Below are 26601 nucleotides of genomic sequence, written 5' to 3' on the forward strand. Positions count from 1 at the left end.
GTTAAATGAATTAATCAAGGCAAAAAACAAATTTTTGTAAGTAGCGTTAGTATGATCCGGTAAAGGTATCATCCATTCTTTGCTACCATATGTATAATACCATAAATAGATGCTTACTTAAAGTATGTAAATTGAAGAGAGGTTTACTCTGAAACCTCTCCGCTCACTTTATTCATCCAATTAGTTAACTTCGCTGGTTCATCTGTTGCAGCATAAGTAGATGCTACTTTACCGTCCTTTAAATATACCATTGTCGGAACGGAATCAATGTCCATCTTTTTTAAAAGCGCAATCATATCATCTCGGCTTTTTTCAGATGCTTTGTCAGTATTGTAATAAGCCATTTTTTGATCTGGTTGTCTTTTTTCAAGTTCTTTCTTTAAAATAGGTTGGAACGCTTGGCAGTCTTCGCAAGTTGGACGCCCAACATAAACAAAGCCAGTTGTTTTGTCCGCCATTTTTTGTTTAAAGTCTTTCGTGGAAATTGTATTTAAAAAGGTTGCACTCTCTTTTTCGGTTTGCTTTGTTTTCTCTTCTGTTTCTTTTTTATTATCACCACATGCCCCTAGAGTGAGAACTACGGTAAACAGTGCTAATAGTAATATAATTTTTTTCATAACAACGACTCCTTCGTGCTTATTGTACTAGATTTTTCTCAAAAAAGAAAAACTCGAAAAAGTGATTTTCACACTGTATTTTCGAGTTAAAAGATATGTTTTAGGCTATTTTATTAGGGTCAAAACAATCATTTGATAGCGATTTTATTATTTTTCATTATCCAGCAAAATATCTGCTGAGTAAATCGAATGAATCTCGCCTAGTGAATCTTGAAGTAAGAGCACGCCTTCATCAGAAATACCTTTTACTTGTCCGTGAATTTTTCCTTTTGTCGTGCTGGCTGTTAATTTTTCACCAAAAGGAATCGCTTTTGTTTCCCATAATAACTTTATCGGTGCAAATCCTTTATCTAAGAAAAGTTCATAATACTTCTCTAAAGAAGTTAGTATTGCTTGTAATAATGCTTTTCTCGATACACTTTCGCCTAGTTCCAGTTTAAGTGAACTGGCTTTCTCTTTGATTTCTTCTGGAAACTCTTGCTGATTCACATTAATACCCATGCCAATAATAACCGCATGAATTGTTTCTGCTTCGGCTTGCATTTCTGTTAGTACGCCACAGATTTTTCGTTTACCAATATAAATATCGTTTGGCCATTTGATTTTCGGTTCGAGTTTCGTGATATTTTCAATTGCTTCTGTAATAGCGAGCGAGGCGATAAAAGTGAACTGGGGTACTTTTTGAATTGGAATTTGCGGTTTTAAGATCACGCTCATCCAAATGCCTTCCCCTTTTTTAGAATTCCAGGGACGAAGCAAGCGCCCTTTCCCAGCGGTTTGTTCATCTGCTACAATAACGGTTCCTTCTGGGCTTGAATTCATTTGTTGGTGCGCTATGATTTGCGTGGAGTTCACTGATTCATATATTTCTAAATGTTGCCCGATAAATTTTGTTTCTAAACCGAGTAGTAGCGCGTCTTTCGTATACTGTTCAGCTGTTGCTGATAAACGATACCCGCGATTTCTGACTGCTTCGATTTCAAAACCTTCTTTACGTAGTGCTTCCATTTGTTTCCAAACGGCTGTACGCGAGCAACCTAGACTATCCGCAATTTCTTGACCGGATAAATAAGCGCCATCACTTTCTGTAAATAATGCAAGCAATTTTTCCCGATTATTCTTCATGATAGCCTAGCCACCTTTTAATCTGATTTTTTTCATTGTTAATTTTGCCCAGTAATACTTGGCATTCAACTTTATCAAGCGTCTCTTTTACCCAAGGACCAGCGTTTTCCCCTGTCCATTTGAGTAAATCAGCACCTGTAATCGCTAAATCTTTTTTGGAGTGAATTGGAAGTAATTCGTATGCTTTTTTCAGTTCATCTTCCTTGTCACTTTGACCACGAATATTATTTATTTCATTTACTAACAAAAAAACTGCTTCCTGAGCATGATATAGTTCTTCTGTTAGCCAAGTTTCTTTCATATTAAGGGCAGCTTCGTAAGCTTTATTCACAAGTTGAATGGTTTTGTTCGGTAATTTCCACGCTTTTAAAAATGCGGTAATATTACTCGGTTTAACGGCAATTACAAGTCCAAGCCAAATCGCGGTTTCAGTCGTCCGTTTTTCCCAGTTCCAACTAGCAAATTCCATTAAGGCTGATTTTTCACCTTTAAAACCTGGCAAATAGGTTTCCATTTCTACTTTTAAAAGTAAATCTATTGCGCGTTTTACAGCTTGGCCTTTGATCATTTTTATCCATTCGACAGTGATTCTTTCAACAGAAGTATGCTGTAATAAGGCAATTTGATTTGTCAGAGCGGTTTCGGTTTCTTTATCTAACTGAAAATCAAGTTGGCTTAGAAAGCGCACTGCTCGCATCATTCTAAGCGCGTCTTCATGGAAACGTTCAGACGCTTTACCAACTGCTTTAATTTCTTTATTTTGAATTGCTAATTGTCCGGAAAATGGATCGTGTAATTTAAAATTTTCGTCCATCGCAATAGCATTCATGGTAAAGTCACGACGCAGTAAGTCTTCTTCCAGCGAACGAATAAACGTCACTTCACTAGGACGTCGAAAATCTTCATAAGTGCCTTCTGTTCGAAAAGTGGTCACTTCATAGCACTCTTTGTTTTCTCTAACTGTTACTGTTCCGTGCGCAATCCCAGTGTCATAAGTGGACTGGAAAATCTCCTTTACTTCTTCTGGGAAAGCACTAGTTGCAATATCTACATCGGAAATAGGTCTATTTAGTAAGTAATCTCTGACAGATCCGCCAACAAAATACGCTTCAAATCCCGCAGTAGTCAATTTTTGCAAAACAGGAAGCGCTTTTAGAAAAACGTCATTCATCTGTCATCGCTCCTTTATTCATCGTTTCTTCTTAAATCTCGCCAATCTAGAAAGCCAGCTCCTAAACCGCGAATTAAAATTTCTGCTGTTCCAATATTAGTTGCTAAAGGAATTTCGTATACATCGCATAATCGTATCAGCGCGCTTACATCTGGTTCATGTGGCTGAGCGGTCAGCGGGTCACGCAAGAAAATAACTAAGTCCATTTTATTTTCAGAAATGCGCGCACCAATTTGTTGATCGCCACCAAGCGGACCAGATTTAAAACGATGCACCGTTAAGCCAGTTGCTTCAATAATCCGCAAACCAGTCGTGCCTGTTGCGTACAACTGATGCGGTTCGAGCAAATGTTTATATGCGGTTGCAAATCCAACCATCAAATCCTTCTTTTCATCGTGCGCGATTAATGCGATATGCATCTCATTCACCTATCCTTAGTCTAAAATATTTTCTAAGCCATAAATAAGTGTTTCAAGTTCTTTTGTTTTACGAACAGAAAGAGCAACACCAGACATAAAGGAAATTCGGTCATATGAGTCATGGCGAATCGTTAAGCCTTGTCCTTCCGCTCCAAAAATAACTTCTTGATGTGCAACAAGGCCTGGTAAACGAACGCTATGGATACGCATTCCTTCATATTCTCCGCCTCTAGCACCTTCAATAAGTTCGACTTCATCTGCTGCACCTTGTTTAACGAATTCACGTGTTTCTGCCATCATTTCCGCAGTTTTAACAGCAGTACCACTTGGCGCGTCTAGTTTATTATCATGGTGTAACTCAATAATTTCGACGTTCGGGAAATATTTAGCCGCTTTTTGTGCAAATTGCATCATTAAAACAGCTCCTACAGCAAAGTTTGGCGCAATTAACGCACCGATTTTTTTCGATTCTGCAATTGATTTTAGTTCACTAATTTGTTCTGGTGTAAAACCTGTAGTCCCAACGACCGCACGTACGCTGTGTTCTAAAATCGTTTTCGTGTTACTATACCCTACTTTAGGGATCGTAAAATCAACGACGCAATCCGGTTTTATTTCTTCTAACATTTCGCTTAAATCGCCATACACTGGTACATCTAACGAGCTAAACTCCACAATTTCGCGGATGTTTTTTTCTTTTGGTTCATGGTCAAGCACAGCAACTAATTCCAAGTCTTCTTCTCTTAAAATAGTTTTAACAACCTCGTGTCCCATTCTTCCTTTAAATCCAGATACTGCTACTTTCATTTTGATTTGTCCTCCTTTTTTGTCCAGCGGTCTTTATCGCGTTCTTTAAATTTCGCCATGACCGTATCGTGTGCTTTTTCCATATCAATATCAAGTGAGTTTGCCATGCAAGTAAGAACAAAAAGGCAATCGCCAAGTTCCTCTGCTACGGTTTTAGTAGGTTCACTTGTTTTCTTCGGTTTTTCACCATAATAATGATTAATTTCTCTAGCTAGTTCGCCGGTTTCTTCAGTAATTCGTGCCATCATTGCTAGTGGGGAAAAGTATCCTTCCTCGAATCCACCAATGAAATCATCCACTTCTTTTTGTATTTCTGCCATGGTTTTCGCCATAGGTTTTCCCCCTTTTTGTGTTAAACTAAAATTGGTTTTAAGTCTAATTGTTAACTTCATTTCATTATACCTAAACAAATACATACAAGTCCATGATTTTTTACTTACTTATTAAATAGGTTCCAAGGAGGAAAAAAGCTATGTTAAAAACACTGCGCACGAAAAATATTTGCTTTATTATGCTTGGTACGGCAATCTATGCATTTGGATTAGTTAATTTTAATATCGCAAATAATCTCGGTGAGGGTGGCCTTGCAGGGGTTACATTATTCCTGCTTCATTTCTTTCAAATTGACCCCGCCTACTCCAACTTAGTCTTGAACATTCCTTTATTTATTATAGGTTGGCGTGTATTAGGTAGTCGTTCCCTCATTTATACTGGAATTGGTACTGTTAGCCTTTCCTTATTTTTATGGATTTTCCAGCGTATCCCTTATACATTAGATTTACATAGTGACTTACTTTTAGTAGCCCTTTTTGCTGGAGGTTTTAGCGGAATTGGGCTTGGGCTTGTGTTTCGATATGGTGGTACAACTGGCGGTAGTGATATTATCGCCAAATTACTGAATCATACAAAAGGAATTAGTATGGGGCGTACGCTCTTCGCAATTGATGCGATAGTGCTTGCTGCTTCTTTATCTTATTTGGATGTTCGCCAAGTAATGTATACACTTGTCGCTGTTTTCATCGGTTCACGCGTCATTGATTTTGTTCAAGAAGGTGCTTATGCTGCACGCGGCGCCTTGATTATTTCTAAAGATAATGATGCCATCGCTTCCCATGTAATGCTCTCGATGAATCGTGGTGTAACAGTACTTGAAGGTCGTGGTGGCTTTTCTAAAAATGAACAAGATGTGCTTTATATTGTCGTTGCTAAAAATGAAATTGTGCAATTAAAGAATATTGTCCAAGCGATTGACCCTCATGCTTTTGTTTCAGTGAGCGTTGTTCATGATGTGATGGGCGAAGGTTTCACACTCGACGAAAACAAAAATCCTATTTACTAATGTATTTTCTTGGATCATAATTTTCTAAAGCTAAATCGGTTGTGTTTAATAGTGCCAAATCGGCTAGCAGTTTACCGACATATGGTCCAGTTGTTAAGCCAGAAGCACCCAGCCCATTCGCTAAAAAGATCGAGTCAAAACCAGGTAGCTGTCCAATTAGTGGCGCAAAATCCGGCGTATAAGGTCGTGTTCCAACCGCCACATTAGCTATTTTATGTTCCAACTCACCCTCCATAAACTTACTGACTTCTGCTAATATTTCTGCCTTACCTTCCGCTGTTGGCTCTATATTGAAGCCAGCAGCTTTTTCATGTGTTGCCCCGACAATTATTTTTCCATTATCAAACGGAACAATCGATTTTGCACTTGGAGGTAAAATCACTGGCCATTCTGCTGTTTCGTATTCACTAAAATCAAGTTCAAGCAATTGACCTTTCTGTGCTAAAACATCCGTATGAAAGCCCGCCTCCTGTAATAAATTAGGTAGCCAAGCACCTGCTGAAATAATTAGTTTATCGTAACTTTCTTTTTCCCCATCAACCAAAACCTCCCCTTTTGGTGAAAAATGAGCCAAACCAGTTTTGATTTCCACACCATTTTCTTTGGCTGCATAGCGTAAAGTTTCACAAAACAAACCGCCATTAACCCGCGCCGCCCCGCTTACATAAACAGAACTAAATCCCGGTTTCACTAAAGGGAATTTTTGCTTTGTTTCGGCTTCTGACAATTTTTCAATATCACCCATTACTGGTGCTCCTGCTCGTCTTTCCATTGCCAGCTTAAAAAGTTCCGTTGCTTTTTCCTCTGTTTGCCGAAGTGCGAGCACGCCAACTTGTTTATAACCAGAATCTCTTCCAGTTTCTTCACTAAGGCTTTCTGCAATTTCTTTATAAAACGCCGCACTGTTCTTTGCTAGTTCGTACCAATATTTATTCCGTCTTTTGGAAAGCCATGGACAAATAATTCCGGCAGCTGCTCTCGTTGCTTGCCCAGGTTCATTTGAATCAATTAGCCTTACTTGAACATTTTCTTTTGATAGTAAATATGCTGCACTGGCTCCAACAATTCCGCCACCGATTATCACTATTTTTTGCATTGTTACACCCCTCTATATCAATTGTGACACAAGTTGACTTTTTTATAACTCTTTGTAATAATATGTGAAAATAGTTAAGTTTACAGTCTACTAAAAATCCTCTACTTCATTCTATCCATTGTACTGAAATCCAGCTTTAATTACAAAAAGGCAGATTTTGGCTTATCTCGTCGTCATTACCACATATCCTCTTAGAGATCGCTTTCGCCGATTGGTTGGTTCTTTGTACTGCGTCTCAGCTAAAAATTCATTTATTTTTTTATTCTGCCTATATTAACTTTTCAGCTGATTCATTATGCTGAGATATGGGAGATTTTTTTATGCCAAATATTCTTGATTCATTATGGAACAGCATGGCGCTTTTTTTATCAGCGCTTTTTTTTCACGGAATGGCACTGCGGTCAATTAGAGAAAAAAAGCCTGCTTGGTTCCAAATTAAATTTGCAAATGAAATTATTAATTATGCACTGGGCATTTACTACGGCTTATTAGGTGTTTATTTTATTGTCCGTGGATTACCTGGGACGGATTCTGGGATTTATACAGATATGTTATTAGATATTTTAATTGTTTTACACTTGTTTTCATCAGCGGGTCCAGCTACTATCGCGTTAGTACTCATTGTGGCAGGAAAACTCTTTCTTGGTGATGCTCTCTTTGCCAATTTAATTTATGTGTTTTTAATTATTGGTTTTCACTTTGTTTGTATGGAAGTAGCTAAATTACGTCTTAGCTCTGTTCAAAAAGTAGTACTCGTCAAACTTAGCGCCATTCCACTAATGCTTATTTATTTACATCAAAAAATACATCTTACATATACAATACATGATGTGCCAGTTTGGACACTCTATTTCTTGGTTTCTTTTTTTATTACCTTTATTATTATTTCAGCGGCTTATTATATTGATACATCAAATAAGCTGATTTATGAATTGCAGCAATCGACTATTCTTGATCCACTTACCGGTCTAACAAACTTTCGTCACTTTGAAAAAACATTCGAAGCTGCTTTTCACTATGCTACTTTAAAAAAATCGAACTTAAGTTTAATTATTATTGATATTGATTATTTTAAACGGGTAAATGATACATATGGCCATTTAGTTGGAAATGGTGTTTTATCTACTTTTAGCCAAATGCTTTTAAAAATTAGTTTTCCACCAAATACGGTTATATCTCGCATTGGCGGGGAAGAATTTGCTATTATTTTGCCAAATATTAATGTCAGCGAAACAGAACACTTAGCAGAAAAAATCCGGCGTAAAGTCGAGAAAATTGATGTTCCGATAGCAACAACTGGCTCGGTTATTACCATTTCCGCTGGTATCGCAAATTATGATGGTAAAAATTATCCAAACGCTAACGAACTAATGCATGCAGCAGATCAAGCACTTTACAATGCAAAACGAAATGGACGAAATCAAGTACATATTCGTGAAACAACAGATCCAGTTATTTAATAAAAAGGAGATGAGTCCATTTGTTCGAGCTAGTTAATTCATACATAGACAGTTTAGCGCTCTTTCTTGCTATCCTTTTTATTCAAGGTATGTCTTTTCGAAAAATAAGACAATATCGTCCTAATTGGTTCCAAAATGGTAATAGGCGATTTTTTCTCTCTATTCTTCTTGGTGTTTATTATGGTTTAGCAGGGATTTATTTTATCTATGAAGGTGCATATGAACATAATCCTGTTATTTATACGAATATGCGGATTTTAATCTTGATGGTTACAGGTGTATTTGCTGGTCGTACTCCGCTTATTGTTGCTTATGTCGTAATGCTTTTCGGACGAATTAGTTTTGATATAGCATCGCCCGTTACTAGTCGCTACGTTATTTTAATGACACTTATTTTTGCGGCTTGTTTACTTATTACTTTTTGGAAAAAACAACGCTTTTCAAAATTTATTGCATTAATTATTTTAAACTTCCCAGCAATCCTCTATTATTTTGTGAATAATTTTGATGAAGGACGAATTTTGCGGGGCGTTGAAATTGTTGAATACTTCCTGCTATTTTTCGTCACTGCTTTGCTGGTATTTTATGCGTGCAATTATATTGATAAAAGTAATTTAGTTATCCAAAACTTGACCGAAACCGCGATGACCGATAGTCTAACCAACTTACCTAACATGCGATTTTTCATGCAACAGTTTGCTTGGATTTTTAATAAATCTCAAAAAAGAAAAAAAGCGTTATCCTTATTTATTATTGATATTGATCATTTTAAAGAAATTAATGATTTTCATGGACATCAAGCAGGAAATACTGTTTTAGCGCAGTTTAGTAGCATTCTCAAAAATCGAACCTTTCCACCAAGAACGATGTTTGCTCGAATTGGCGGAGAAGAATTCGCTGTTTTACTGCAAAATGTTGGAACAGAACAAGCTGCCTTAATTGCTGATTTTTTACGGGATGAAATTGAACGAGCTAAGTTTCCGTACAATCCAGTTAGTGGTAATGTAACGGTCTCCATCGGGGTTGCTTCTATGGGGTACAACTATAGAACGACCGAATCACTTTTTGAGGCTGCTGACCAAGCACTTTATCAAGCAAAGCAAAATGGGCGTAACCAAATTGCCATTCATCAGGAGGAAAGCGAATGAAGCGAACAATTATTATCACTTTTTTACTGCTCTTAATTGGCACAGGTATATACTTTTTCCTTCGCCCAGAACAAAAAGATACTCTAAGCGCACCTAAAGAGACAAAACCCACTTCAAGCTCGGTTCAAACTTATGTAAAAGAAAATTATATGACCAAAAACGGTTTAATTATTGATTACAAAAATGCCCAAGAACCGCATTATTTAGCCGAGAGCATCGGACTTTATATGGAGTATTTAGTAGAAGTGAATGATAGCAAGACTTTCCAAGAACAAGTGGCTACTTTACAAAAACATTTTATAACAACAGACAATTTTATTAAATGGGAAGCGACTGATAGCACAACTACCAACGCTATTGTAGATGATTTTCGGATTACAGAAGCACTTTATCAAGCGAGTAAAAAATGGGACCATCAAGCGTATCAAACCCTTGCCGATACACTTATCTCCAACACGAAAAAATATAGCGCCGTTCAAGGGGTTCCAGTGGATTTCTATGATTTTGTTCATAAGAAAAAAGCAGATACACTTCATTTAAGTTATCTAAATATCCAAGCAATGCGCCACATTAACTATAGCGCAAAAGCCTATGCTCCTATCAAGAACGTCAGCGCCACTCCTTTTTTTACAGAAGTGTTTCAAAATGGACAATTTCAAAATGCTGACGCAAACGAAGTCAATATGATTGATCAAATGCTCATAGCTATCGCCTATTATGACGAAAATGGTACAGTTGAGCCAAATTTCGACCAATTTTTACAAACAGAACTGACTTCAAAAGGAAAAATTTATGCCAGATATGATAGAGAAACAAAAGAGCCGAACTCTGAAAACGAATCTACTGCCGTTTATGCCTTTTTGACACAGTATTTTAACAAGACAAATCAAGCTAAAAATGGTAAAATCACCAAAGAGTTGTTAGAGAAAATGGACACGTCAAATCCTGAAACGACCCATTTTTTCGATTATATAAATAAAGAAATAACTCTTAAGAAATAACGGAAAGAAGTTGGACAAATGAAAAAGCCCTCCGTAAGTGAGATTATTGATCAAAACCTCTTTGATACAATATACGAACCGATTGTTGCTGTTTCAAATACACAAGTTTTCGGATATGAGTCACTCACCCGCTTAAAAACAAATCACTGGAACGCCATTAGTGATTTTATTGAAGAAGCGGAACAGGAAGGTCAGCAAAAAGCTTTTGAACTGCTCACGCTTCATAATGCAGTCAAACGCTTTGAAAAAGGTGAAAACACGCCATTATTTGTCAATATTTCCTATGATACATTTTTAGAAAATCAAGAAGAACTACACGATACCCTTCTTGATAACGGGAAAATAGTTTTTGAATTTTTGGAAACATCCAAGTTACCGCAAGAACGAATGAACGACTTAGAAAAACAACTACGCTTATTCCAGAAAAAACATGAGACTAAATTTGCTATTGATGATTTTGGCTCAGGTTACGCCGACTTGCATCGCGTATTTGCGCACCATTCTGACTTTGTAAAAACTGATCGCTTATTACTTCGAGATTTATTTGAAAGTGACGGCAAGAGAAACTTCTTTGAGCAACTTCATCATTACGTCAAAAAGCATCATAAATCCTTGATTGTTGAAGGAGTAGAAACAAAAGAACAGTTAAAGTTCCTTCAAGAAATTGGCATCCCCTATGCACAAGGTTACTATTTTCATTAATATGTAAAAAAAGAAAATCTGATTGGTTTCAGGTTTTCTTTTTTTGAATCAGTTGTTATTCTCCTTTCCCCCATGTAAAATAGAATAGAATGAAAAGGAGTGCTTGAAATGACTTTAAAATCAGGTTTTGACTATATGAATAACCCACTATTAAATAAAGGAACAGCTTTTACAAGTGAGGAAAGATTAAACTATAAATTAGAAGGATTACTGCCGCCAATTATCGAAACAATCGAACAACAAGCTTTGCGCATCGAAAACCAACTAGAAAACTTAGAATCCCCTCTACATAAACACCAACTTTTAACAAACTTATATAACGAAAATCGCACACTTTATTATTACGTTGTTACCAAAAACGTGAGCGAATATTTGCCAATTATTTATACGCCAACGATTGGGGATGCGGTAATACATTATCATACAGACTATACCGCGCCTGATGAAGCTTTATTTATTGATGCTTTTACACCCGAAAAACTAAGAGCATCTGTTGAAAATTATGCGCAAAACAATCCAAATATTGATATGATCGTGATTACAGATGGTGAAGGCGTGCTCGGCATTGGTGATTGGGGCGTGAACGGCGTCAAAATAGCAGTCGGAAAATTAGCAGTTTATACGGTTGCGGCTGGCCTTTCTCCTGACCGTGTTCTCCCAGTTGTAATTGATGCAGGAACAAATAACAAAACACTACTTGAAGACTCGCGTTACTTAGGGAATAAACGTCCGCGCCTGTCAGAAAGCGATTACGATACTTTTATCGCACAATTTGTGGAAGTCATGAGTGATGTTTTCCCAAGCGCTATTCTTCACTGGGAAGATTTTGGCCGGGCAAATGCAAGTCGTATCCTCCACAATTATCGTGATAAAATTTGTACGTTTAATGATGATATACAAGGAACTGGCGCGATGGTTGTTGCCGCTGCTCTTGCAACAATTAACGTTTCAAATATTCCTTTAAACAAACAAAAGATTATTATTTTCGGTGCTGGAACTGCTGGCATCGGTATTGCTGATCAACTCAGTGGTCAATTGATGCGCGAAACTGGTCTTCCTTTTGAAATTGCAAAAAAACATTTTTACTTAATGGACCGTAGTGGTTTAGTACTTGATAATATGACCGATTTAACGGATGGTCAAAAGAAATATGCGCATCAAGCTTCTGACTGGGCTAGCGTGCCTACTGATACATTAGAACACTTAGTTGAAGCAATTCATCCAACAATGCTAATTGGCTGTTCTGGCGTTACTGGAGCCTTTAAAGAGAGCATCGTTAAAAAAATGGCGGAGCATACAGAACGACCAGCAATTTTGCCGCTGTCTAATCCAACCAAATTAGCTGAAGCAACTGCCGCAGATTTGATTAAATGGACAGATGGAAAAGCGCTAATCGTAACAGGAAGTCCATCCAAACCCGTGACTTATCAAAATATTACCTATGAAATTGGTCAAGCTAATAACGCCCTTCTATACCCTGGGCTTGGACTTGGCGCACTTGTTACACGTTCTAAATTTATTACAGACGGAATGTTAGCCGCTGCATCAAGTGCCGTTAGTGATCAAATTTCTACAAACGAACTTGGAGCTGCCCTCTTACCACATGTTCGTACACTTAGAGAAACTTCCCGCGCGGTTGCTATTGCGGTAGCGAACCAAGCAATCAAAGAAAATATCCACCAAGTCGAGTTAGCAAGTGTCACAAAAGCTGTCGAACGTGAGATGTGGCAACCAACTTACAAAGGAGTTTAAGTATGTTTTATAAAACGAAGCAATTACTAGATCAACTTGTCCAAAACGGGTCCACTCCAGGAATTAGCTATCAAATCAAAACAAATAACCTCGAAGAAAATAGAATAATGGGTTTAAAGTCCGTTTTCCCTGAAGCACAAATCCTCCCTAGAACGACAGACAACATTTATGATATTGCTTCTTTGACCAAGGTAATTGCTACGACAACACGTGTATTACAACTTATTGAACAAAAACATTTCCAGTTAGAAGATCCAGTACAATCCTATCTTCCTGATTTTAAGTACGAGAATGTTACTATTTTACATTTACTCACCCATAGCTCTGGCCTTGCACAAAATATTCCTAACTACAAAATGGATGCTAGAGAAGATGTTAGAAGCTATGTTTTTGCAACGCCTCAAGTTAATTCACCTGGAACTCAGGTCACCTATGCTGATGCTAATTTTCTCTTGCTCGGTTATTTGATTAGTAAATTTGATGGAAATTATGAACAATCAATTCAAAAAAACATCTTAGAACCGCTGAAAATGTCACACACTAGTTTTCATCCAACTGATAAAAGCCAAGTCATTCCAACTGAACTAGACCAAACGCGCGGTTTAATCCAAGGTGATGTGCACGATTTCAAAGCCTGGACCGCCAAATCAGGCACTGGACACGCGGGACTTTTTAGCACACTCGCTGATCTTTCAAAATTTCGAGATGCGCTAATTTTACAAAACGGCGCCCCTATTCTTACTGAAAAAACACTACAAATAATGCAAATTAATCATACGCCTGGGCTAAACCGGACGCGCGGCCTTGGCTGGGATCTCCGCGGCGACTCTGTTTTATATCATACAGGATTTACTGGCACTTTTATGGTGCTCGATTTACAAAATCAAGCAAGCCTCATCGTTTTATCTAATCGCGTTCACCCAAGCCGTGCCAACCCTAATTTTGTCTTAAAAAGAGATAGCATAGTCGATACTTTTTTAGAAGAAGTGACTGCAAACAAAGAAGTCTAGCCTTAACGCTAGGCTTTTTTTTCTATAAAAAACTGTATTAACACAGCCTTTCAAAGCCTTTTTTAGTTATATAAAAGAAATTTATTTTCTTTCCATTTTTATATTGTTTTCGTTTTCACAAAGGAGTATGCTGTTCAATGAAGAAAGATTCTAAGAACAAGTTTCTGGTTGTAAGTGAAAAGAAACACAATTGAAGGAGGAAATAATAATGACAAAAGCATGGGATGGTTTTAAAGGAACCGCATGGCAAGAAAACATTAGTGTAGGACAATTTGTTCAAGACAACTACACTCCTTATGATGGCGATGAAAGCTTTTTAGAAAAGAGCACACCAAGAACAACTAAACTTAATGAAAAAATAAATAAACTTGTAGAAGAAATGGACGCAAAAGGTGGCGTTCTTGATATGGATAACGCAATCGTATCAAACGTTGCCTCTCACAAAGCTGGTTACGTGGACAAAGAAAATGAAGTAATCGTTGGTTTACAAACAGACAAACCTTTCAAATTAGCATTTATGCCAAATGGTGGTCTTAGAACTGCAGAACAATGTTTAACAGACAATGGCTATTCTATCGACCAAGAATTACATGACTTTTATGTAAAAAACCGTTCCACTGCAAATGATGGTATTTTTAGAGCATATACGGATGATATTAAACGTGCGCGTCACTCGCATATCGTTAGTGGTCTTCCCGATGCATACTCTCGCGGAAGAATCATCGGCTTATACCAAAAACCAGCACTTTACGGAGTGGATCGTTTAATCGCTGAAAAACAACAAGATTTGAAAAAAATCGCGATTTCTTCTGATGAAAATATTCGTCTACGTGAAGAAATCTGGTTACAAATCAAAGCACTTAAAGACTTAATCGTTTTAGGTAACGAATATGGCTTAGAACTCGACCGTCCCGCTGAAAACGCAACCGAAGCTGTGCAATGGACTTACATGGGCTACCTTGCTTCAATCAAACAAGCAAACGGTGCTGCAAGCTCATTTGGTCGTATTCCGATTTTCCTTGATATTTACATCCAACGTGATTTAGAAAAAGGAATTATCACAGAATTCGATGCACAAGAATTAATCGAACAATTAACTTTAAAATTAAGAATGGTCCGTTTTGCAAGAACAGATGGTTACAACGAGCTTTACGCTTCCAACCCAACATTCGTAACAACTTCTATGGCTGGTATGGGGGCAGATGGTCGTCACCGCGTTACAAAAACAGATTATCGTTTCTTACACTGCTTAGATAACCTAGGAAACTCAGCAGAACCAAACTTAACTGTCCTATGGGATGCTCGTTTACCAGAAAGCTTTAAAGAATATTGTATGAAAATGAGTGTAAAACATTCCTCCATTCAATATGAAAATGATAAATTAATGCAAGAAGAAGGCTACGGCGATATGCAATGTATCAGCTGTTGTGTGAGCCCACTTAACCCAGAAGCAGACAAAGACAAAGGTGAAACTCATAACCTGCAATATTTCGGAGCTCGTGTCAACGTACTAAAATGTCTTCTAGGCGCTATCAACGGTGGTAAAGATGATCTTCATAAAAACCAAGTATTCGACGTTGTAGAACCAATTACAACAGAATACCTTGAATACGACGAAGTGCTAGATAAATTCGATAAATCAATGGACTGGTTAACAGACACTTATGTAGATGCAATGAACATCATTCACTTTATGACAGACAAATACAACTACGAAAGCATGCAAATGGCCTTCCTACCATCAAAAGTAACTGCCAACATGGGATTCGGTATTTGTGGATTCGCGAATGTAGTAGATAGCTTAAGTGCGATTAAATATGCCAAAGTAAAAACCATCCGCGATGAAGATGGCTTTGTATATGACTATGAAGTAGAAGGCGACTTCCCTCGTTACGGTGAAAATGATGACCGTGCCGATGACATTGCCGTAATGGTTCTAAAAATGTTCAAAGACAAATTAGACTCCCATAAACTTTACAAAGATAGTGAAGCAACTGTTTCTGTTTTAACAATCACTTCAAACGTTGCTTATTCTAAACAATGTGGTAACTCCCCAGTGCATAAAGGACCTGTATTCGATGAAAATGGTAAAATCATCAAAGAACCAGAATTCTTCAGCCCAGGAGCTAACCCTTCTAATAAAGCAAAAGGTGGTTTCTTAGATAACCTTGCTAGTCTATCTAAATTACCATTCCACTATGCAAATGACGGAATTTCCTTAACTATCCAAGGAGCTCCAAAAATGTTCGGTAAAACAACCGAAGAACAACACCATAACCTTGTTGGTATTCTTGATGGTTACTTTACAAAAGGTGGTCAACACATCAACTTAAACGTTCTTAACCACGACGAAGTAATCGAAAAAATCAAAGCTGGTATCCCAGTAATCTTACGTATCAGCGGCTACTGCTTAAATACAAAAGATCTAAACGAAGAACAAAAAATGGAACTTTGCCAAAGAATGTTCCACGAAAAATTAATCGGTTAATAATAAAAAGTACCAAGTCTGATTTTCCAAGACTTGGTACTTTTTTTATATGTTTGACACTTCCGCAGCATAAGCTCCAGCCGTGTGTCCAGTCACTAATGCACACGTAATATTATAACCACCCGTGTATCCATTAATATCAAGTATTTCCCCGCAGAAAAACAACCCTTCCATCAATTTAGACTGCATCTCTTTTGGTTTGATTTCCTTCACAGAAACCCCGCCGCCTGTTACAAACGCCTTCTCAAAATCAAGCGTGCCATTCACTTCAAAAGTAAAATCTTTTAATAACTGAATAAATTGCTCAATTTTTTTCGGGCTTACTTGTTTGTATTCAGCCGTCTCATCCAGTTCTACTTTTTCCAGTAAAAACAATAATAGTTTTTCTTGTAAAAGCGAACTTAATGAATTTTTCAATGCTTTTTTCGGGTTTTCTTCTAGCAGCTTATAAACCTCTTTCGAAAGTTCCACAGCTGATACATTCGGGAACAAATCAAGACGCATCTTCACCGTACCCGCGCCCGTTTTCTTTAGTTCACGAAGGACAAACATACTACATCTAAGTGCTGCTGGTCCAGATACGCCAAAATGGGTAAAAATCATATCCATTTGATGCGTAATAATCGGCTTTCCTTTTGCATTTAAAACAGACAAAGATACATCCCGAAGTGACGTCCCTTGTAACACTTTTTGCTTAATAAAAGGCTCACTGGACGTAATCGGCACTTCTGTCGGATATAGCTCTGTAATCGTGTGTCCTGCTTTTTTCGCCCAAGCATAGCCATCTCCTGTCGAGCCCGTCCGAGGAACAGATTTACCACCCACTGCGACAATTACTGCGCTCGCTGAAATCTCTTGCCCGTCTTTTAGCGTCACACCTTTTACATGGCCATCCTCGTAATCCACTTGCTTCACAGCGGTTTGCATGTAGATTTTCACGCCAAGCTTTTCCATCCGCTGAATCATCGCCTCAGCAACAGAACGCGCGCTGTTTGATACTGGAAACATTCTGCCGTGATCTTCTTCTTTTAGTGCCACACCAAGTCGTTCAAAAAAACGAATAATATCTTCATTGTCAAACGCATGAAACGCACTATATAAAAAGCGACCGTTACCCGGAATATGTTTAATGATTTCTTCTGCTGGTCGTCTGTTCGTTACATTACAACGTCCGCCACCAGACATAATTAATTTACGCCCTAACTTCGGTCCTTTTTCAATTAATAAAACTCGTTTGTTTTTCTCCGCTGCACTGATTGCTGCCATAAGTCCTGATGGTCCGCCACCAATGACAATTACATCATAATCCATTGTCCCGCTCCTTTACTTTATCCGAGTATAAGTATAGCAAGCATTCGGCTCAGTGCCAAGCTTTAAATTTTTTATGCAAAAAAGCATTCTTGACATTTAAAAAGTAAGCTGTAATACTTGTTTAAAGAATTGTACTCCAAATAATTAGAGGGGGCTATCTATGTCCAGCGTCGTATGGGAAAAAATTTTACAAGAAGTGGAAAAAGCACTCAATGATAGACCACTTTATATTAATCAACCAGCTAAAAATAACGATATTATCTTTTTAGAACAAGCATTAAATTGTCCTATTCCCGATGCTTTCAAAGAATATCTTTTAACATTTAATGGTCAAACTAACTGGAATACCCAGCAATCTACTCCTTTGCTTGGGTTCAATTATTTCTTATCCAGTGCTAATATAATAGAAGCTTGGAGTACTATGAACGTATTATTTGCTGAGGAAGAGCCAATTAAATGGGTTGCTGAAAACAAAATCAAACCACTTATATGGAGCAATAAATGGATTCCTTTTACAGATTTTGAAGCCCAACAAAAACTAATTCTTGATTTAGATCCGGGTAAGAACGGACAATTTGGACAAATTTTTTCTTATCATTCTGGGATGGATTATCAAGAAATAGTAGCAGATTCATTTGAAGAATTTTCACGGAGTATATTAAAAAAGCTACAAAAGAATGATTATACAATAGATAATCATATTATACAGTTTAATAACTACTATATTTAAACAAAAAACCTGAGAAAAATCTCAGGTTTTTTCATTCTAATTTCGATTCATATTGGTAAAAATGAGGAGTAATCTTAGAAGTTCAAGTACCGCAACAGCCATCGCAGCAACATAAGTCATCGCCGCAGCACTAAGGACTTTTTTCGCTTGTGGAAGTTCCGATGATGATACTAGTCCGCCACTTTCTAATTGAACAAGCGCACGTTTACTAGCGTCAAACTCAACAGGCAGGGTAATTAATTGGAAAAGCACCCCTACTGCCATCAAAATAATCCCTAATAACATAAAACTAGCTACATTTGCGAGCATCCCGATAATGAGGAACACCCAAGAAATATTCGAACTAAACATCGTTACAGGAACGAGTGCGGAACGAAAACGCATAAACGCATAGTCCTGTTGATCTTGAATCGCGTGTCCTACTTCATGAGCTGCAACTGCTGCCCCAGCGATAGAACGACCGCGGAAATTAGCTTCAGAAAGAAACACGGCTTTTTTTCTAGGATCATAGTGGTCACTTAACATCCCTTTTGTTTCATGAACAGGAACGTTGGTTAATCCATTTGTATCCAAAATATGACGTGCAACCTCGGCACCAGTTAAACCATTTGCCACACCAACTTTGGAATACTGGGCATAGGTAGTTTTAACTCGATACTGCGCCCAAAGAGGGATTGCTGCAACGATAATAAAATAAATAATATACTGACTAAACGACATCTAATCATCTTCCTCCTACTACAATTTTTCGGTAAATATCCTTATCTCTTAGTATAGATGAACCCGTACTAAGACTCAACATCTTTCACTCATGATGAGGAAATTCTAATGAACGGTGACCTTTTTTTATCGTTTTATCATATACAAGCCATAAAACCATAACCGTTAGCCAAAAAGTTGCATAACCGATTTCAGGTAAGTATTTTTCTAATCCCATATAAATCGGCATTTGGCCAAATAAATAATCAATCACATCATTATGAAACACCCAAACAGCCGCTATCATAAAATGCCCTATACGGAAACGATAAAATGGTGCATATAAAATCCCTTCTAGCGCCATAAAACCATGCGTTAAAATTAGAACGACACCAGCCCAAACAATCGTCTTTTGCTCAAACATATAAAAAATATTCATGCCAATTGCCCATAAACCATATTTTACTAAACAGACAAAAGCCAGTGCCTCCATTAGCGGCCAGTGCTTTTTGGCAAGAAAGGCTACTAAAGTTAGAGTGAAGAATAGAATCGCGGTTGGACTATCTGGGACAAATAGCCAAAAACGCGGCTCTGTAATTTGTAATTGTGGTAAATACCATATGTATCCGTAAATCGCCCCTAGTAAATTACCGAAAAACAGCAATCGTAAAAAAGAGCGATTTGCAAGTAAACTATAAAACAAATGATTCCAACTCCTTAAAAAATCCTAGCATAGCAATAAAATGAAGCACTATTTCACTCCATTTTATTACTAACTAGGATTTATTTCTTATTCTTTTTCTGTATCCATTTGCTGTAAAATACGAACGAGCTTATGGAATGTCGCTTCATCACGAGTATCAAGCGCTTCATCGATTTGTTGTAATAATTTTTCTCTTGAAAATTGGTGCACAGATTGATAAATAAGCGCATCCGCCATTTCTTTTTCCTCTTCAGCAAGCTTCACTGCCGCAAAAGGATTGTCTTCACGAACAAGGGCATATTCAGGTGAGGTCATTGCCTCTTCAAAATGAAGTTCGACATACAATTCCTCGTCCCAGTTTAGCCGAATATCATGAAAAGCTTTTTCTGGATCTGTTGTCATTATGTTACCTTTGAAAAATAGGAATGGTTCGGATTCAACCCCGTGAGCACTAAGCGAAAGCCCACGCGCACATCCTTCCAAATTATCAACAAAATGAACATATTTTACAATTTGATCATGGCCAGCAATATAATTTAAAACCCACATTGCTTCTCTAGTTTTCATCTGGTGTTTGTTTAAAAACCAGCGAATAAAATCTTTCTTCTCGTCTATTGAAATGGATGCCTTCATCTTTCCTCAGTCCCTTCCTTCATTCTTTTGATCAATCAAGTAAAGATAAAATCTCAGTATCTTCTGGTTCAAGTTCTAAATAGCTACGCAAAACTTCTTGTGATTTCGCGTGTTCGCCTTCTTCTCTTAAAAATAAACCATATTCCTTTAAGAACGTAGGATTATTTGTAAAGTGTGGATAAGCGAGTTCATAATTTGCTTTTGCTTTATTATATTGTTCTGTTTCCTGATATGCAACACTTACGTCCCAGAAAATTTGTGGTTCAGAAATAACTTCTTCCCCGAGCCCTTCTACTAATTCAATGACACCTTCGTAGTTTTCTTTCGCAAGTAATAATTTGTTCAGTTGCATGATTGCTTCAGAGAACTCTTCATCAAGCACAATCGCTTGACGATAAAACTCTTCTGCTTCTTCCGGCAAACGAAGCGTAACAGCGAGTTTCCCTGCTTCTAGGAACATTTCTTTGTTGAATTCATCTTGCGTTAAACCATCCCTAAGTACTGCAATGGCTTTTTCTGGTTCACCATTTTCTTCGTAGCTTTTTGCTAAATAGGAATATAACGTTGTGTACGATGGATCATGTTCGCGCAAATGTTCCAAGGCGTGAATTGCTTTCGTGTAATCTTTTGCCTGATAAGCCGTTAATCCCATTCCAAAAAGTGTATCCACCGATTCTTTGTCTTCTAGGGCACGTTCATAGTAGGGTAGCGCTTCTTCAAATGCTCCGCTAGCTGCAAAAGCTTCGGCAATACGTTCATATACAGACACGGCGCCATTTGAGATAATCGTTAACCCTGCTTCTACAGCGGTTTGATAAGACTGTACAGCAGAAGCAAATCGGGCTTGTGATAAATAATATTCCCCTAAAGCAAAATCAATAATCGGCTCATTTGGCGCCATCTGTTTAGCTTCAAGTAATTTTCGTTCACTAACTTCAAACAAGCCTTGCATTTGATACAAATCAGCTAACACAAGTAAACTTTCAATGTAGGCTTCATCTTCTTTGTTTACTTTTTCTAAATAATCTTGCGCAGCATCCATATCGTCTTTTTCAAGTGCTACTTCGGCGGCACGGACAAGTAATTCGCCCTCATCTTTATATTTTGCTAACAGAAGTTCGTATAAATCTTCTGTTTCATCTAAAAATCCAAGTGCGAACAACTCTTCTGCTAAATAATATTGTTCCTCATCAGTCCCCGCTTGCACTACTTCATCAAAGTATTTCTTCGCAAGCGCCATATCTTCATGCTCTAACGCATGTAACATTTTATTAGCTAATTCCATTTCTGCACCTTCTTTAATTATAAGTCGTTTTTCTATTATACCATTACTTCCCTCATAAGAAAAAGTGATTGCCTCTCTTAAATAAAATACCAGCGCCGATGTATTTAGCACACAGCACTGGTAGTCATTATTATTTTAAAAGGGAGCGAATGTCTTCAAAAAATGTTGGGTAAGAAACGGATACTGCTTCTGCTCGGTCTAACTCAACGTCACCATCTTCTACAAGAAGTGCCGCGATTTGAAGCATCATACCGATTCGGTGATCTCCGTAACTTGTCACGTTTGCCGCATGAAGTGGAGTTTTACCGCGAATAATTAACCCGTCTTCAGTTGGTGTAATGTCCGCGCCCATTTTGTTTAATTCGTTAGCAACTGCGTCAATTCGGTTCGTTTCTTTTACTTTTAATTCTGCAGCATCTTTAATAATCGTTGTTCCTTCTGCTTGTGTTGCCAAAAGAGCGATAACAGGAATTTCGTCAATTAGACGAGGAATAATATCGCCACCAATTTCGGTTCCTTTTAACTCGCTAGATTTTACAACAACTGTACCCGCTAATTTACCGGTACTTCTGCTAGAATCTTTTACAACCAAACTACCACCCATTTGTTCTACAACGTCAAAAATTCCTGTTCTTGTCGGATTTAAGCCAACATGTGTTAGTTCAATTTCACTGTCTGGCGTGATTAAGCCTGCTACGATAAAGAAAGCAGCGGAGGAAACATCGCCTGGAACAGTCATTTCTTGTCCAATGAATTTTTGGCCGCCTTTGACACGAATCGTTAAACCGTCCATTTCAATTTCACCGCCAAATTGACGAATCATGTGTTCCGTATGGTCACGCGTTTTTTCTTTTTCATGGATAATCGTTTCACCTTCTGCTTGTAACGCTGCAAAAATAATCGCACTTTTTACTTGTGCACTCGCAACTGGCATGTGGTATTCCATTCGTTTTAATGATTGGTTACCGATAATAGAAATCGGCGCAAACTCAGAACCATCTTTACCATGCATTTTTGCGCCCATTTCTTGCAGTGGAAGCATAACGCGATTCATCGGACGTTTGGCAATGGATTCATCGCCTAAAATAACAGTATCAAAATCTCGTCCTGCTAAAATTCCCATCATTAAGCGAATGGTTGTCCCGGAGTTACCAATATCAAGTGGACCCTCTGCTTGTTTTAACCCATCAAAGCCAGTACCATGGACAATAATTTCTTCATCGGTTTCTTCAATTTTTACGCCCAATGCTTTAAATGCCTTAATCGTCCCTAGGCAATCATCTGCACGTAAGAAATGACGAATGACCGTTTTTCCTTCTGCAATTGCCCCAAACATAATGCTGCGATGAGACATTGATTTATCGCCAGGGACTGTGATTTCGCCAACCAGTCCTTGTTTATTTGTAATTAATTTCATCGTCATTTCTCTCCTATTCGTAGTGGCATGTATAGTTACTTCTAGTTTCAATGCAACGTTTCGCCCGGTCCCTGTCTTCATCTGTTTGGAAAGTAATTTGTAACACCCCGAAAATATCTTCGCGTGTTTCCAAAATCTTGATGTTCGTTAAACTAATTTCTTCTTCGCCTAAATATCTAGTTACCTCAGAGATAACACCTGGATAGTCAGGTACATCAACAAACAAATCGTAAAAAGACGGAATTGCTCCACCTTGATGGACAGGCAGAGAATCTCGAAATTCTTTTGCACCATCGAAAAAGGCATAAATCGAATTTGCATCTTCACTCTCAAGCATTCTAAGCGCTTGATTCATACTATCGCGCCAAATGGTCAGTTGCTTCGTTAATGTTTTTTGATTACTAATAGAAATGTCCGTCCACATTCTTGGATCCGAGGAAGCGACTCGTGTTATATCACGAAAGCCTCCCGCAGCTAATCGGAATGCAGCAGGATGTTCCTCAGTAAAACTTTGCGTCTGATTGACTAAAGCTGCCGCTACGATATGTGGCAAGTGGCTTAACATACCTGTAATTTCATCATGCTCATTTGGTGATAACACTAAGAATTTAGCATTCGTACCAGACAGCCACGTTTTGAGTTCAGCCACTTTGTCTTCTGCTACATCTTTCGTTGGTGTTAACAAATAATAGGCATTTTCAAACAACAGTTCTTTAGCAGCACGGACGCCACTTTTATGCGAACCAGCCATTGGATGACCGCCGATAAAAGTAATACCACTTTCTCTTAGCGCCGTGGATGCTTCCATAATTGTTCCTTTTGTACTTCCTGTATCAGTAACAATCACGTTTTTCTTTAAACGCAGCCCAGGCAAGCGTGTCAATAACTGCTCTGTTTCTTTTACTGGACAACAAAAAATAAGTAAATCTGCTTTTGGTCCATCTATTAAAATACTTTCGCCAATTTCATCAATGACTCCTAGAGACTTTCCAACTTCTAAGGAATGATAGGAAACGTCAATTCCGATGATATGTGCTTCTGGGTGTTTGGCTTTAATCGCAAGGGCAATAGAACCGCCAATTAACCCAAGCCCCACAATAACTACCGTCCCTTTCATTCAAAAACGCCTCCAAACACTTACAATAATTTTTCTAAAAGTGCAATTACCGCACTGTTATCTTCTTCTTTTCCGATTGTAATTCGAACAGCTGTTGGAAAACCAAGTGCTGCGCCAGAACGTGTAATATAGCCATTTTTTTCCAAATAGCTAAAAATAGTCCCAGCTTCAATCCCTAAATCTATTAAAACAAAGTTCCCATTCGCCGGATACAACTTAACTTTTTCAAAACGTTTAGCGAATGCTTCGTATTGTTTAATTCCATTTGCATTAGAAGTTCTACATTCTCCAATAAAAGCTTGGTCCTTAATAGCTTCAATTGCTAATTTTTGTCCGATACTCGTTGTATTAAAAGGCGGACGTACAATGTTCAGTTGACGGATGATTTCTTTATCCGCAATACCATAACCAACGCGTGCACTTGCCAAACCATAAATCTTACTAAAAGTCCGAGTAATAATTAAATTTTTATAAGTACGTACTAGTTTTTCGTGTTTTTCAGGCTGAGGAGTAACATACTCAATATAGGCTTCATCGAGAACCACAAGAACATCGCTCGGTACTCTATCTAGAAAAGCTTGAATATCCGCTAATTCAATGTAGTTTCCTGTTGGGTTATTCGGATTACAAATCCAAACAATCGTCGTTTTCTCGTCAATAGCGTTTAACATACCTTCTAAATCATGTTCGCCGTCCTGAAGAAGAGGAATTTCTCTTACTTCGGCTCCTTCGATTAAAGCATTTTGACGATATTGTACAAACGTCGGAGTCGCCATTACAGTATTAGTTGTCGTATCAAGTAGAACCCGAGTTAATAGTTCGATTAATTCATCGACACCAGCTGTAAAAATCAACTCTTCTTCTTCCAATTGATAAAAATCGGCTACTTCTTTACGCAAACTAGAAGCCCAACCATCCGGATAAATTTCTGTTTCCACGCTTGAATTTGCTTGAATAGCTGCTACTTTTTTTGAAGTTCCAAGTGGGTTTTCATTCGATGAGAGTTTAGTAATTTTTGTTAAACCAAGCTCTGCCATTACTTCTTCTTCGCGTTTCCCAGGTTTATAAGAAGATAGTCCTGCAAGTGATTTTTTCCATTTCATTACACATCCTCCTCTTTCACTAAATCTGGGCGCAATACTTTTGCCCCGTGTAAGTAGACATGATTAATTGCTGTAAGGGGCTTATGTAAATCTGTGAATACCATGAAACGAATACACATTGGAAGCGAATTCGGCACCGGGATTTCTTGCATTCCCATCACAGGAACATATTCAAAGCCGTGAGTTTCGCGCACTGCCTTCGCAGGAAATGCAGCAAAAATATCTTCAGTCACCGTAATAATAACCGATGTAAGACTTTCACTGTCCGTTATCCCATTTTGCGTCAGGATTTCCTCAAATAATTCTTTCGTTGCTGTATAAATTTCTTCTGGCGTATTACTTTCTATTGTCGTTGCCCCGCGAATTGCTCTCAAAATAAATCCCCTCCATTTCGCATCACGCTTTTGTAAGTGTCAAAAATCAATTCATCTTTTGCTTTAAAAATAACCGGTTTACCAATGTCTTCTAGTAAAACCATACTAATTTCATTAAAAGTTGTTTTTTTATCATGACGCATATTTTCCAGTATGTTACTAAAAGGAACCGTCACATCAAAAGTCGTATTGTAACCTAAACGTTCTAACCATGTAGTAAACTTAGCTAAATCGAAATCCAGTCCGTAAACCGTCTCACTCATCGTAAGCGCGTAAATCATACCATAAGTAATTGCCTCGCCGTGTAGCCATTTGCCAAAGTTACCGTAAGCTTCTAACGCATGCCCAAATGTATGACCAAAATTCAGATAAGCGCGCACACCTTGCTCCGTTTCATCTTGAGCAACAATATTCGCTTTAATCTCAATCCCACGCTGTAAAAACGGCGTCAGATCCTTCGTATAAAAGTCTTTTGGTTCCGTAAACGTGTCCATTAAGGCTGTTAGCAACGTATGATCACTAATAAGCGCATGTTTAATCATTTCTGCAAAACCAGAACGCATTTCTCTTTCTGGTAAAGTCGCAAAAAACTGCGTATCATAAATAACCGCTTCCGGCTGGTAAAAGTTGCCAATCATGTTTTTGCCAAGGGGATGATTAATTGCAACCTTGCCGCCGACCGCACTATCATGAGCAAGAACCGTTGTTGGTACTTGATAAAACGGAATTCCTCTCATATAAGTTCCAGCGACAAAACCACCTAAATCACCAATAACCCCTCCGCCAAAAGCGATTAAAACGGCTTTTCGATCAAGCCCAGTTTCAATCATTTTTGTCATCACATCTTCATACACGCGAAATGTCTTTGCTTCTTCTCCATTTGGTGCCACATAATAAGTGACTACAGGTAAATCAGCAAGTACTGCATCAAGTTTCGCTTTATGAAGATTTGCCACGTGTTCATCTGTCAAAACAAACACGTGGGAATATTTAGCTAAACTTTTTGTCCATTGTTCCTTAACATCTGTCAAGGCGAACTCGTTTATATATACAGGATATGTTTTACTTTTAGCACGGACTGTAATTTCTGGCAT

At 38.0% G+C, this 26601-nt stretch carries 26 protein-coding genes; 9 read left to right on the plus strand and 17 right to left on the minus strand.

The window, feature by feature from the left end; genetic code table 11:
• Positions 1–143: 143 nt before the first annotated feature.
• The 6 genes from PQQ29_RS09890 to PQQ29_RS09915 form a co-directional block, all read right to left on the minus strand.
• On the minus strand, positions 144–617 hold the full coding sequence (locus PQQ29_RS09890) for a thioredoxin family protein (protein WP_010991706.1): 474 nt from the start codon (positions 615–617) through the stop codon (positions 144–146).
• 147 nt (positions 618–764) lie between these two features.
• Positions 765–1742: a biotin--[acetyl-CoA-carboxylase] ligase gene (locus PQQ29_RS09895; protein WP_010991707.1), complete on the minus strand. Its 978-nt coding sequence runs from the start codon at positions 1740–1742 to the stop codon at positions 765–767.
• A complete protein-coding gene (locus PQQ29_RS09900; RefSeq protein ID WP_010991708.1) occupies positions 1732–2913 on the minus strand; it encodes a CCA tRNA nucleotidyltransferase in 1182 nt (393 codons plus the stop codon). Before PQQ29_RS09900 ends, PQQ29_RS09895 begins: the two co-directional genes overlap by 11 nt.
• Positions 2914–2927: 14 nt before the next feature.
• A complete protein-coding gene (gene mgsA / locus PQQ29_RS09905) occupies positions 2928–3332 on the minus strand; it encodes a methylglyoxal synthase (RefSeq protein WP_003769411.1) in 405 nt (134 codons plus the stop codon).
• Positions 3333–3347: 15 nt separating this feature from the next.
• Complete coding sequence (dapB, locus tag PQQ29_RS09910; RefSeq protein WP_010991709.1) at positions 3348–4139, minus strand: 4-hydroxy-tetrahydrodipicolinate reductase; 792 nt, start codon at positions 4137–4139, stop codon at positions 3348–3350.
• Positions 4136–4471, minus strand: a complete 336-nt coding sequence (locus PQQ29_RS09915) for a nucleotide pyrophosphohydrolase (RefSeq protein ID WP_010991710.1) — start codon at positions 4469–4471, stop codon at positions 4136–4138. The genes dapB and PQQ29_RS09915 overlap by 4 nt, the downstream gene beginning before the upstream one ends.
• 140 nt (positions 4472–4611) lie before the next feature.
• Between PQQ29_RS09915 and PQQ29_RS09920 the strand changes: the two genes are divergently transcribed.
• A complete protein-coding gene (locus PQQ29_RS09920) occupies positions 4612–5478 on the plus strand; it encodes a YitT family protein (protein ID WP_003763093.1) in 867 nt (288 codons plus the stop codon).
• Here PQQ29_RS09920 and PQQ29_RS09925 read toward each other — a convergent pair.
• On the minus strand, positions 5468–6574 hold the full coding sequence (locus PQQ29_RS09925; protein ID WP_187983941.1) for an NAD(P)/FAD-dependent oxidoreductase: 1107 nt from the start codon (positions 6572–6574) through the stop codon (positions 5468–5470). The two genes, PQQ29_RS09920 and PQQ29_RS09925, sit on opposite strands and share 11 nt — an antisense overlap.
• A 320-nt stretch (positions 6575–6894) precedes the next feature.
• Here PQQ29_RS09925 and PQQ29_RS09930 point away from each other — a divergent pair, with 320 nt between their 5' ends.
• The 7 genes from PQQ29_RS09930 to pflB all read left to right on the plus strand — a co-directional run bounded on the left by PQQ29_RS09930 (position 6895) and on the right by pflB (position 16135).
• A complete protein-coding gene (locus tag PQQ29_RS09930; protein ID WP_010991712.1) occupies positions 6895–8034 on the plus strand; it encodes a GGDEF domain-containing protein in 1140 nt (379 codons plus the stop codon).
• Between the two features lie 20 nt (positions 8035–8054).
• Positions 8055–9182, plus strand: a complete 1128-nt coding sequence (locus tag PQQ29_RS09935; protein ID WP_187983940.1) for a GGDEF domain-containing protein — start codon at positions 8055–8057, stop codon at positions 9180–9182.
• Positions 9179–10183 carry a glycosyl hydrolase family 8 gene (locus PQQ29_RS09940; RefSeq protein WP_003769424.1) on the plus strand — a complete coding sequence of 335 codons (1005 nt, stop codon included), beginning with the start codon at positions 9179–9181 and terminating at the stop codon, positions 10181–10183. The genes PQQ29_RS09935 and PQQ29_RS09940 overlap by 4 nt, the downstream gene beginning before the upstream one ends.
• Before the next feature lie 18 nt (positions 10184–10201).
• Complete coding sequence (locus tag PQQ29_RS09945) at positions 10202–10885, plus strand: EAL domain-containing protein (RefSeq protein ID WP_003763099.1); 684 nt, start codon at positions 10202–10204, stop codon at positions 10883–10885.
• 108 nt (positions 10886–10993) lie between these two features.
• A complete protein-coding gene (locus PQQ29_RS09950) occupies positions 10994–12637 on the plus strand; it encodes an NAD-dependent malic enzyme (protein ID WP_187983939.1) in 1644 nt (547 codons plus the stop codon).
• 2 nt (positions 12638–12639) lie between these two features.
• Positions 12640–13647 (plus strand): serine hydrolase domain-containing protein, encoded by a 1008-nt coding sequence (locus PQQ29_RS09955; RefSeq protein ID WP_187983938.1) that lies wholly within the window; start codon positions 12640–12642, stop codon positions 13645–13647.
• Positions 13648–13855: 208 nt separating this feature from the next.
• On the plus strand, positions 13856–16135 hold the full coding sequence (gene pflB, locus PQQ29_RS09960; RefSeq protein ID WP_187983937.1) for a formate C-acetyltransferase: 2280 nt from the start codon (positions 13856–13858) through the stop codon (positions 16133–16135).
• Positions 16136–16180: 45 nt separating this feature from the next.
• Here the strand turns inward: pflB and PQQ29_RS09965 are convergent, their stop codons facing one another.
• Positions 16181–17446 (minus strand): BaiN/RdsA family NAD(P)/FAD-dependent oxidoreductase, encoded by a 1266-nt coding sequence (locus PQQ29_RS09965; protein ID WP_003769431.1) that lies wholly within the window; start codon positions 17444–17446, stop codon positions 16181–16183.
• Positions 17447–17606: 160 nt separating this feature from the next.
• On the opposite strand from PQQ29_RS09965, the gene PQQ29_RS09970 reads away from it, so the two are divergent.
• Entirely contained in the window at positions 17607–18176 is a 570-nt protein-coding gene (locus PQQ29_RS09970) for an SMI1/KNR4 family protein (RefSeq protein WP_112120406.1), read from the plus strand.
• 36 nt (positions 18177–18212) lie between these two features.
• On the opposite strand, the gene PQQ29_RS09975 is transcribed toward PQQ29_RS09970, so the two are convergent.
• From PQQ29_RS09975 to aroB, 9 genes are all read right to left on the minus strand, one after another.
• Entirely contained in the window at positions 18213–18896 is a 684-nt protein-coding gene (locus PQQ29_RS09975) for a zinc metallopeptidase (RefSeq protein ID WP_003769434.1), read from the minus strand.
• A gap of 85 nt (positions 18897–18981) precedes the next feature.
• Complete coding sequence (locus PQQ29_RS09980; protein WP_003763109.1) at positions 18982–19578, minus strand: DUF1405 domain-containing protein; 597 nt, start codon at positions 19576–19578, stop codon at positions 18982–18984.
• A gap of 87 nt (positions 19579–19665) precedes the next feature.
• Positions 19666–20211, minus strand: a complete 546-nt coding sequence (gene reoY, locus PQQ29_RS09985; protein ID WP_003769437.1) for a proteolytic degradation factor ReoY — start codon at positions 20209–20211, stop codon at positions 19666–19668.
• Positions 20212–20242: 31 nt separating this feature from the next.
• Positions 20243–21496 carry a tetratricopeptide repeat protein gene (locus tag PQQ29_RS09990; protein WP_187983936.1) on the minus strand — a complete coding sequence of 418 codons (1254 nt, stop codon included), beginning with the start codon at positions 21494–21496 and terminating at the stop codon, positions 20243–20245.
• 130 nt (positions 21497–21626) lie between these two features.
• Positions 21627–22913, minus strand: a complete 1287-nt coding sequence (gene aroA / locus PQQ29_RS09995) for a 3-phosphoshikimate 1-carboxyvinyltransferase (protein ID WP_187983935.1) — start codon at positions 22911–22913, stop codon at positions 21627–21629.
• A 13-nt stretch (positions 22914–22926) separates the two neighbouring features.
• Entirely contained in the window at positions 22927–24030 is a 1104-nt protein-coding gene (locus PQQ29_RS10000) for a prephenate dehydrogenase (protein ID WP_185543438.1), read from the minus strand.
• Between the two features lie 20 nt (positions 24031–24050).
• Positions 24051–25133, minus strand: a complete 1083-nt coding sequence (gene hisC, locus PQQ29_RS10005) for a histidinol-phosphate transaminase (RefSeq protein ID WP_010991721.1) — start codon at positions 25131–25133, stop codon at positions 24051–24053.
• Entirely contained in the window at positions 25133–25507 is a 375-nt protein-coding gene (gene aroH, locus PQQ29_RS10010) for a chorismate mutase (protein ID WP_045552908.1), read from the minus strand. Before aroH ends, hisC begins: the two co-directional genes overlap by 1 nt.
• Positions 25504–26601 (minus strand): 3-dehydroquinate synthase, encoded by a 1098-nt coding sequence (aroB, locus tag PQQ29_RS10015; RefSeq protein ID WP_187983934.1) that lies wholly within the window; start codon positions 26599–26601, stop codon positions 25504–25506. Before aroB ends, aroH begins: the two co-directional genes overlap by 4 nt.

The sequence above is a fragment of the Listeria innocua genome (assembly GCF_028596125.1).
In the GTDB taxonomy this organism is placed as follows: domain Bacteria; phylum Bacillota; class Bacilli; order Lactobacillales; family Listeriaceae; genus Listeria; species Listeria innocua.

Coding starts and splice junctions, on each gene's coding strand:
- PQQ29_RS09975 (WP_003769434.1), bottom strand. CDS start 18,896: ATGTCGTTTAGTCAGTATATTATTTATTTTATTATCGTTGCAGCAATC.
- PQQ29_RS09895 (WP_010991707.1), bottom strand. CDS start 1,742: ATGAAGAATAATCGGGAAAAATTGCTTGCATTATTTACAGAAAGTGAT.
- PQQ29_RS09930 (WP_010991712.1), top strand. CDS start 6,895: ATGCCAAATATTCTTGATTCATTATGGAACAGCATGGCGCTTTTTTTA.
- PQQ29_RS09915 (WP_010991710.1), bottom strand. CDS start 4,471: ATGGCGAAAACCATGGCAGAAATACAAAAAGAAGTGGATGATTTCATT.
- hisC (WP_010991721.1), bottom strand. CDS start 25,133: ATGAAATGGAAAAAATCACTTGCAGGACTATCTTCTTATAAACCTGGG.
- PQQ29_RS09965 (WP_003769431.1), bottom strand. CDS start 17,446: ATGGATTATGATGTAATTGTCATTGGTGGCGGACCATCAGGACTTATG.
- mgsA (WP_003769411.1), bottom strand. CDS start 3,332: ATGCATATCGCATTAATCGCGCACGATGAAAAGAAGGATTTGATGGTT.
- PQQ29_RS09920 (WP_003763093.1), top strand. CDS start 4,612: ATGTTAAAAACACTGCGCACGAAAAATATTTGCTTTATTATGCTTGGT.
- dapB (WP_010991709.1), bottom strand. CDS start 4,139: ATGAAAGTAGCAGTATCTGGATTTAAAGGAAGAATGGGACACGAGGTT.
- PQQ29_RS09970 (WP_112120406.1), top strand. CDS start 17,607: ATGTCCAGCGTCGTATGGGAAAAAATTTTACAAGAAGTGGAAAAAGCA.
- PQQ29_RS09890 (WP_010991706.1), bottom strand. CDS start 617: ATGAAAAAAATTATATTACTATTAGCACTGTTTACCGTAGTTCTCACT.
- PQQ29_RS09955 (WP_187983938.1), top strand. CDS start 12,640: ATGTTTTATAAAACGAAGCAATTACTAGATCAACTTGTCCAAAACGGG.
- PQQ29_RS09945 (WP_003763099.1), top strand. CDS start 10,202: ATGAAAAAGCCCTCCGTAAGTGAGATTATTGATCAAAACCTCTTTGAT.
- PQQ29_RS09950 (WP_187983939.1), top strand. CDS start 10,994: ATGACTTTAAAATCAGGTTTTGACTATATGAATAACCCACTATTAAAT.
- aroB (WP_187983934.1), bottom strand. CDS start 26,601: ATGCCAGAAATTACAGTCCGTGCTAAAAGTAAAACATATCCTGTATAT.
- PQQ29_RS09925 (WP_187983941.1), bottom strand. CDS start 6,574: ATGCAAAAAATAGTGATAATCGGTGGCGGAATTGTTGGAGCCAGTGCA.
- pflB (WP_187983937.1), top strand. CDS start 13,856: ATGACAAAAGCATGGGATGGTTTTAAAGGAACCGCATGGCAAGAAAAC.
- PQQ29_RS10000 (WP_185543438.1), bottom strand. CDS start 24,030: ATGAAAGGGACGGTAGTTATTGTGGGGCTTGGGTTAATTGGCGGTTCT.
- reoY (WP_003769437.1), bottom strand. CDS start 20,211: ATGAAGGCATCCATTTCAATAGACGAGAAGAAAGATTTTATTCGCTGG.
- aroA (WP_187983935.1), bottom strand. CDS start 22,913: ATGAAATTAATTACAAATAAACAAGGACTGGTTGGCGAAATCACAGTC.
- PQQ29_RS09990 (WP_187983936.1), bottom strand. CDS start 21,496: ATGGAATTAGCTAATAAAATGTTACATGCGTTAGAGCATGAAGATATG.
- PQQ29_RS09900 (WP_010991708.1), bottom strand. CDS start 2,913: ATGAATGACGTTTTTCTAAAAGCGCTTCCTGTTTTGCAAAAATTGACT.
- PQQ29_RS09940 (WP_003769424.1), top strand. CDS start 9,179: ATGAAGCGAACAATTATTATCACTTTTTTACTGCTCTTAATTGGCACA.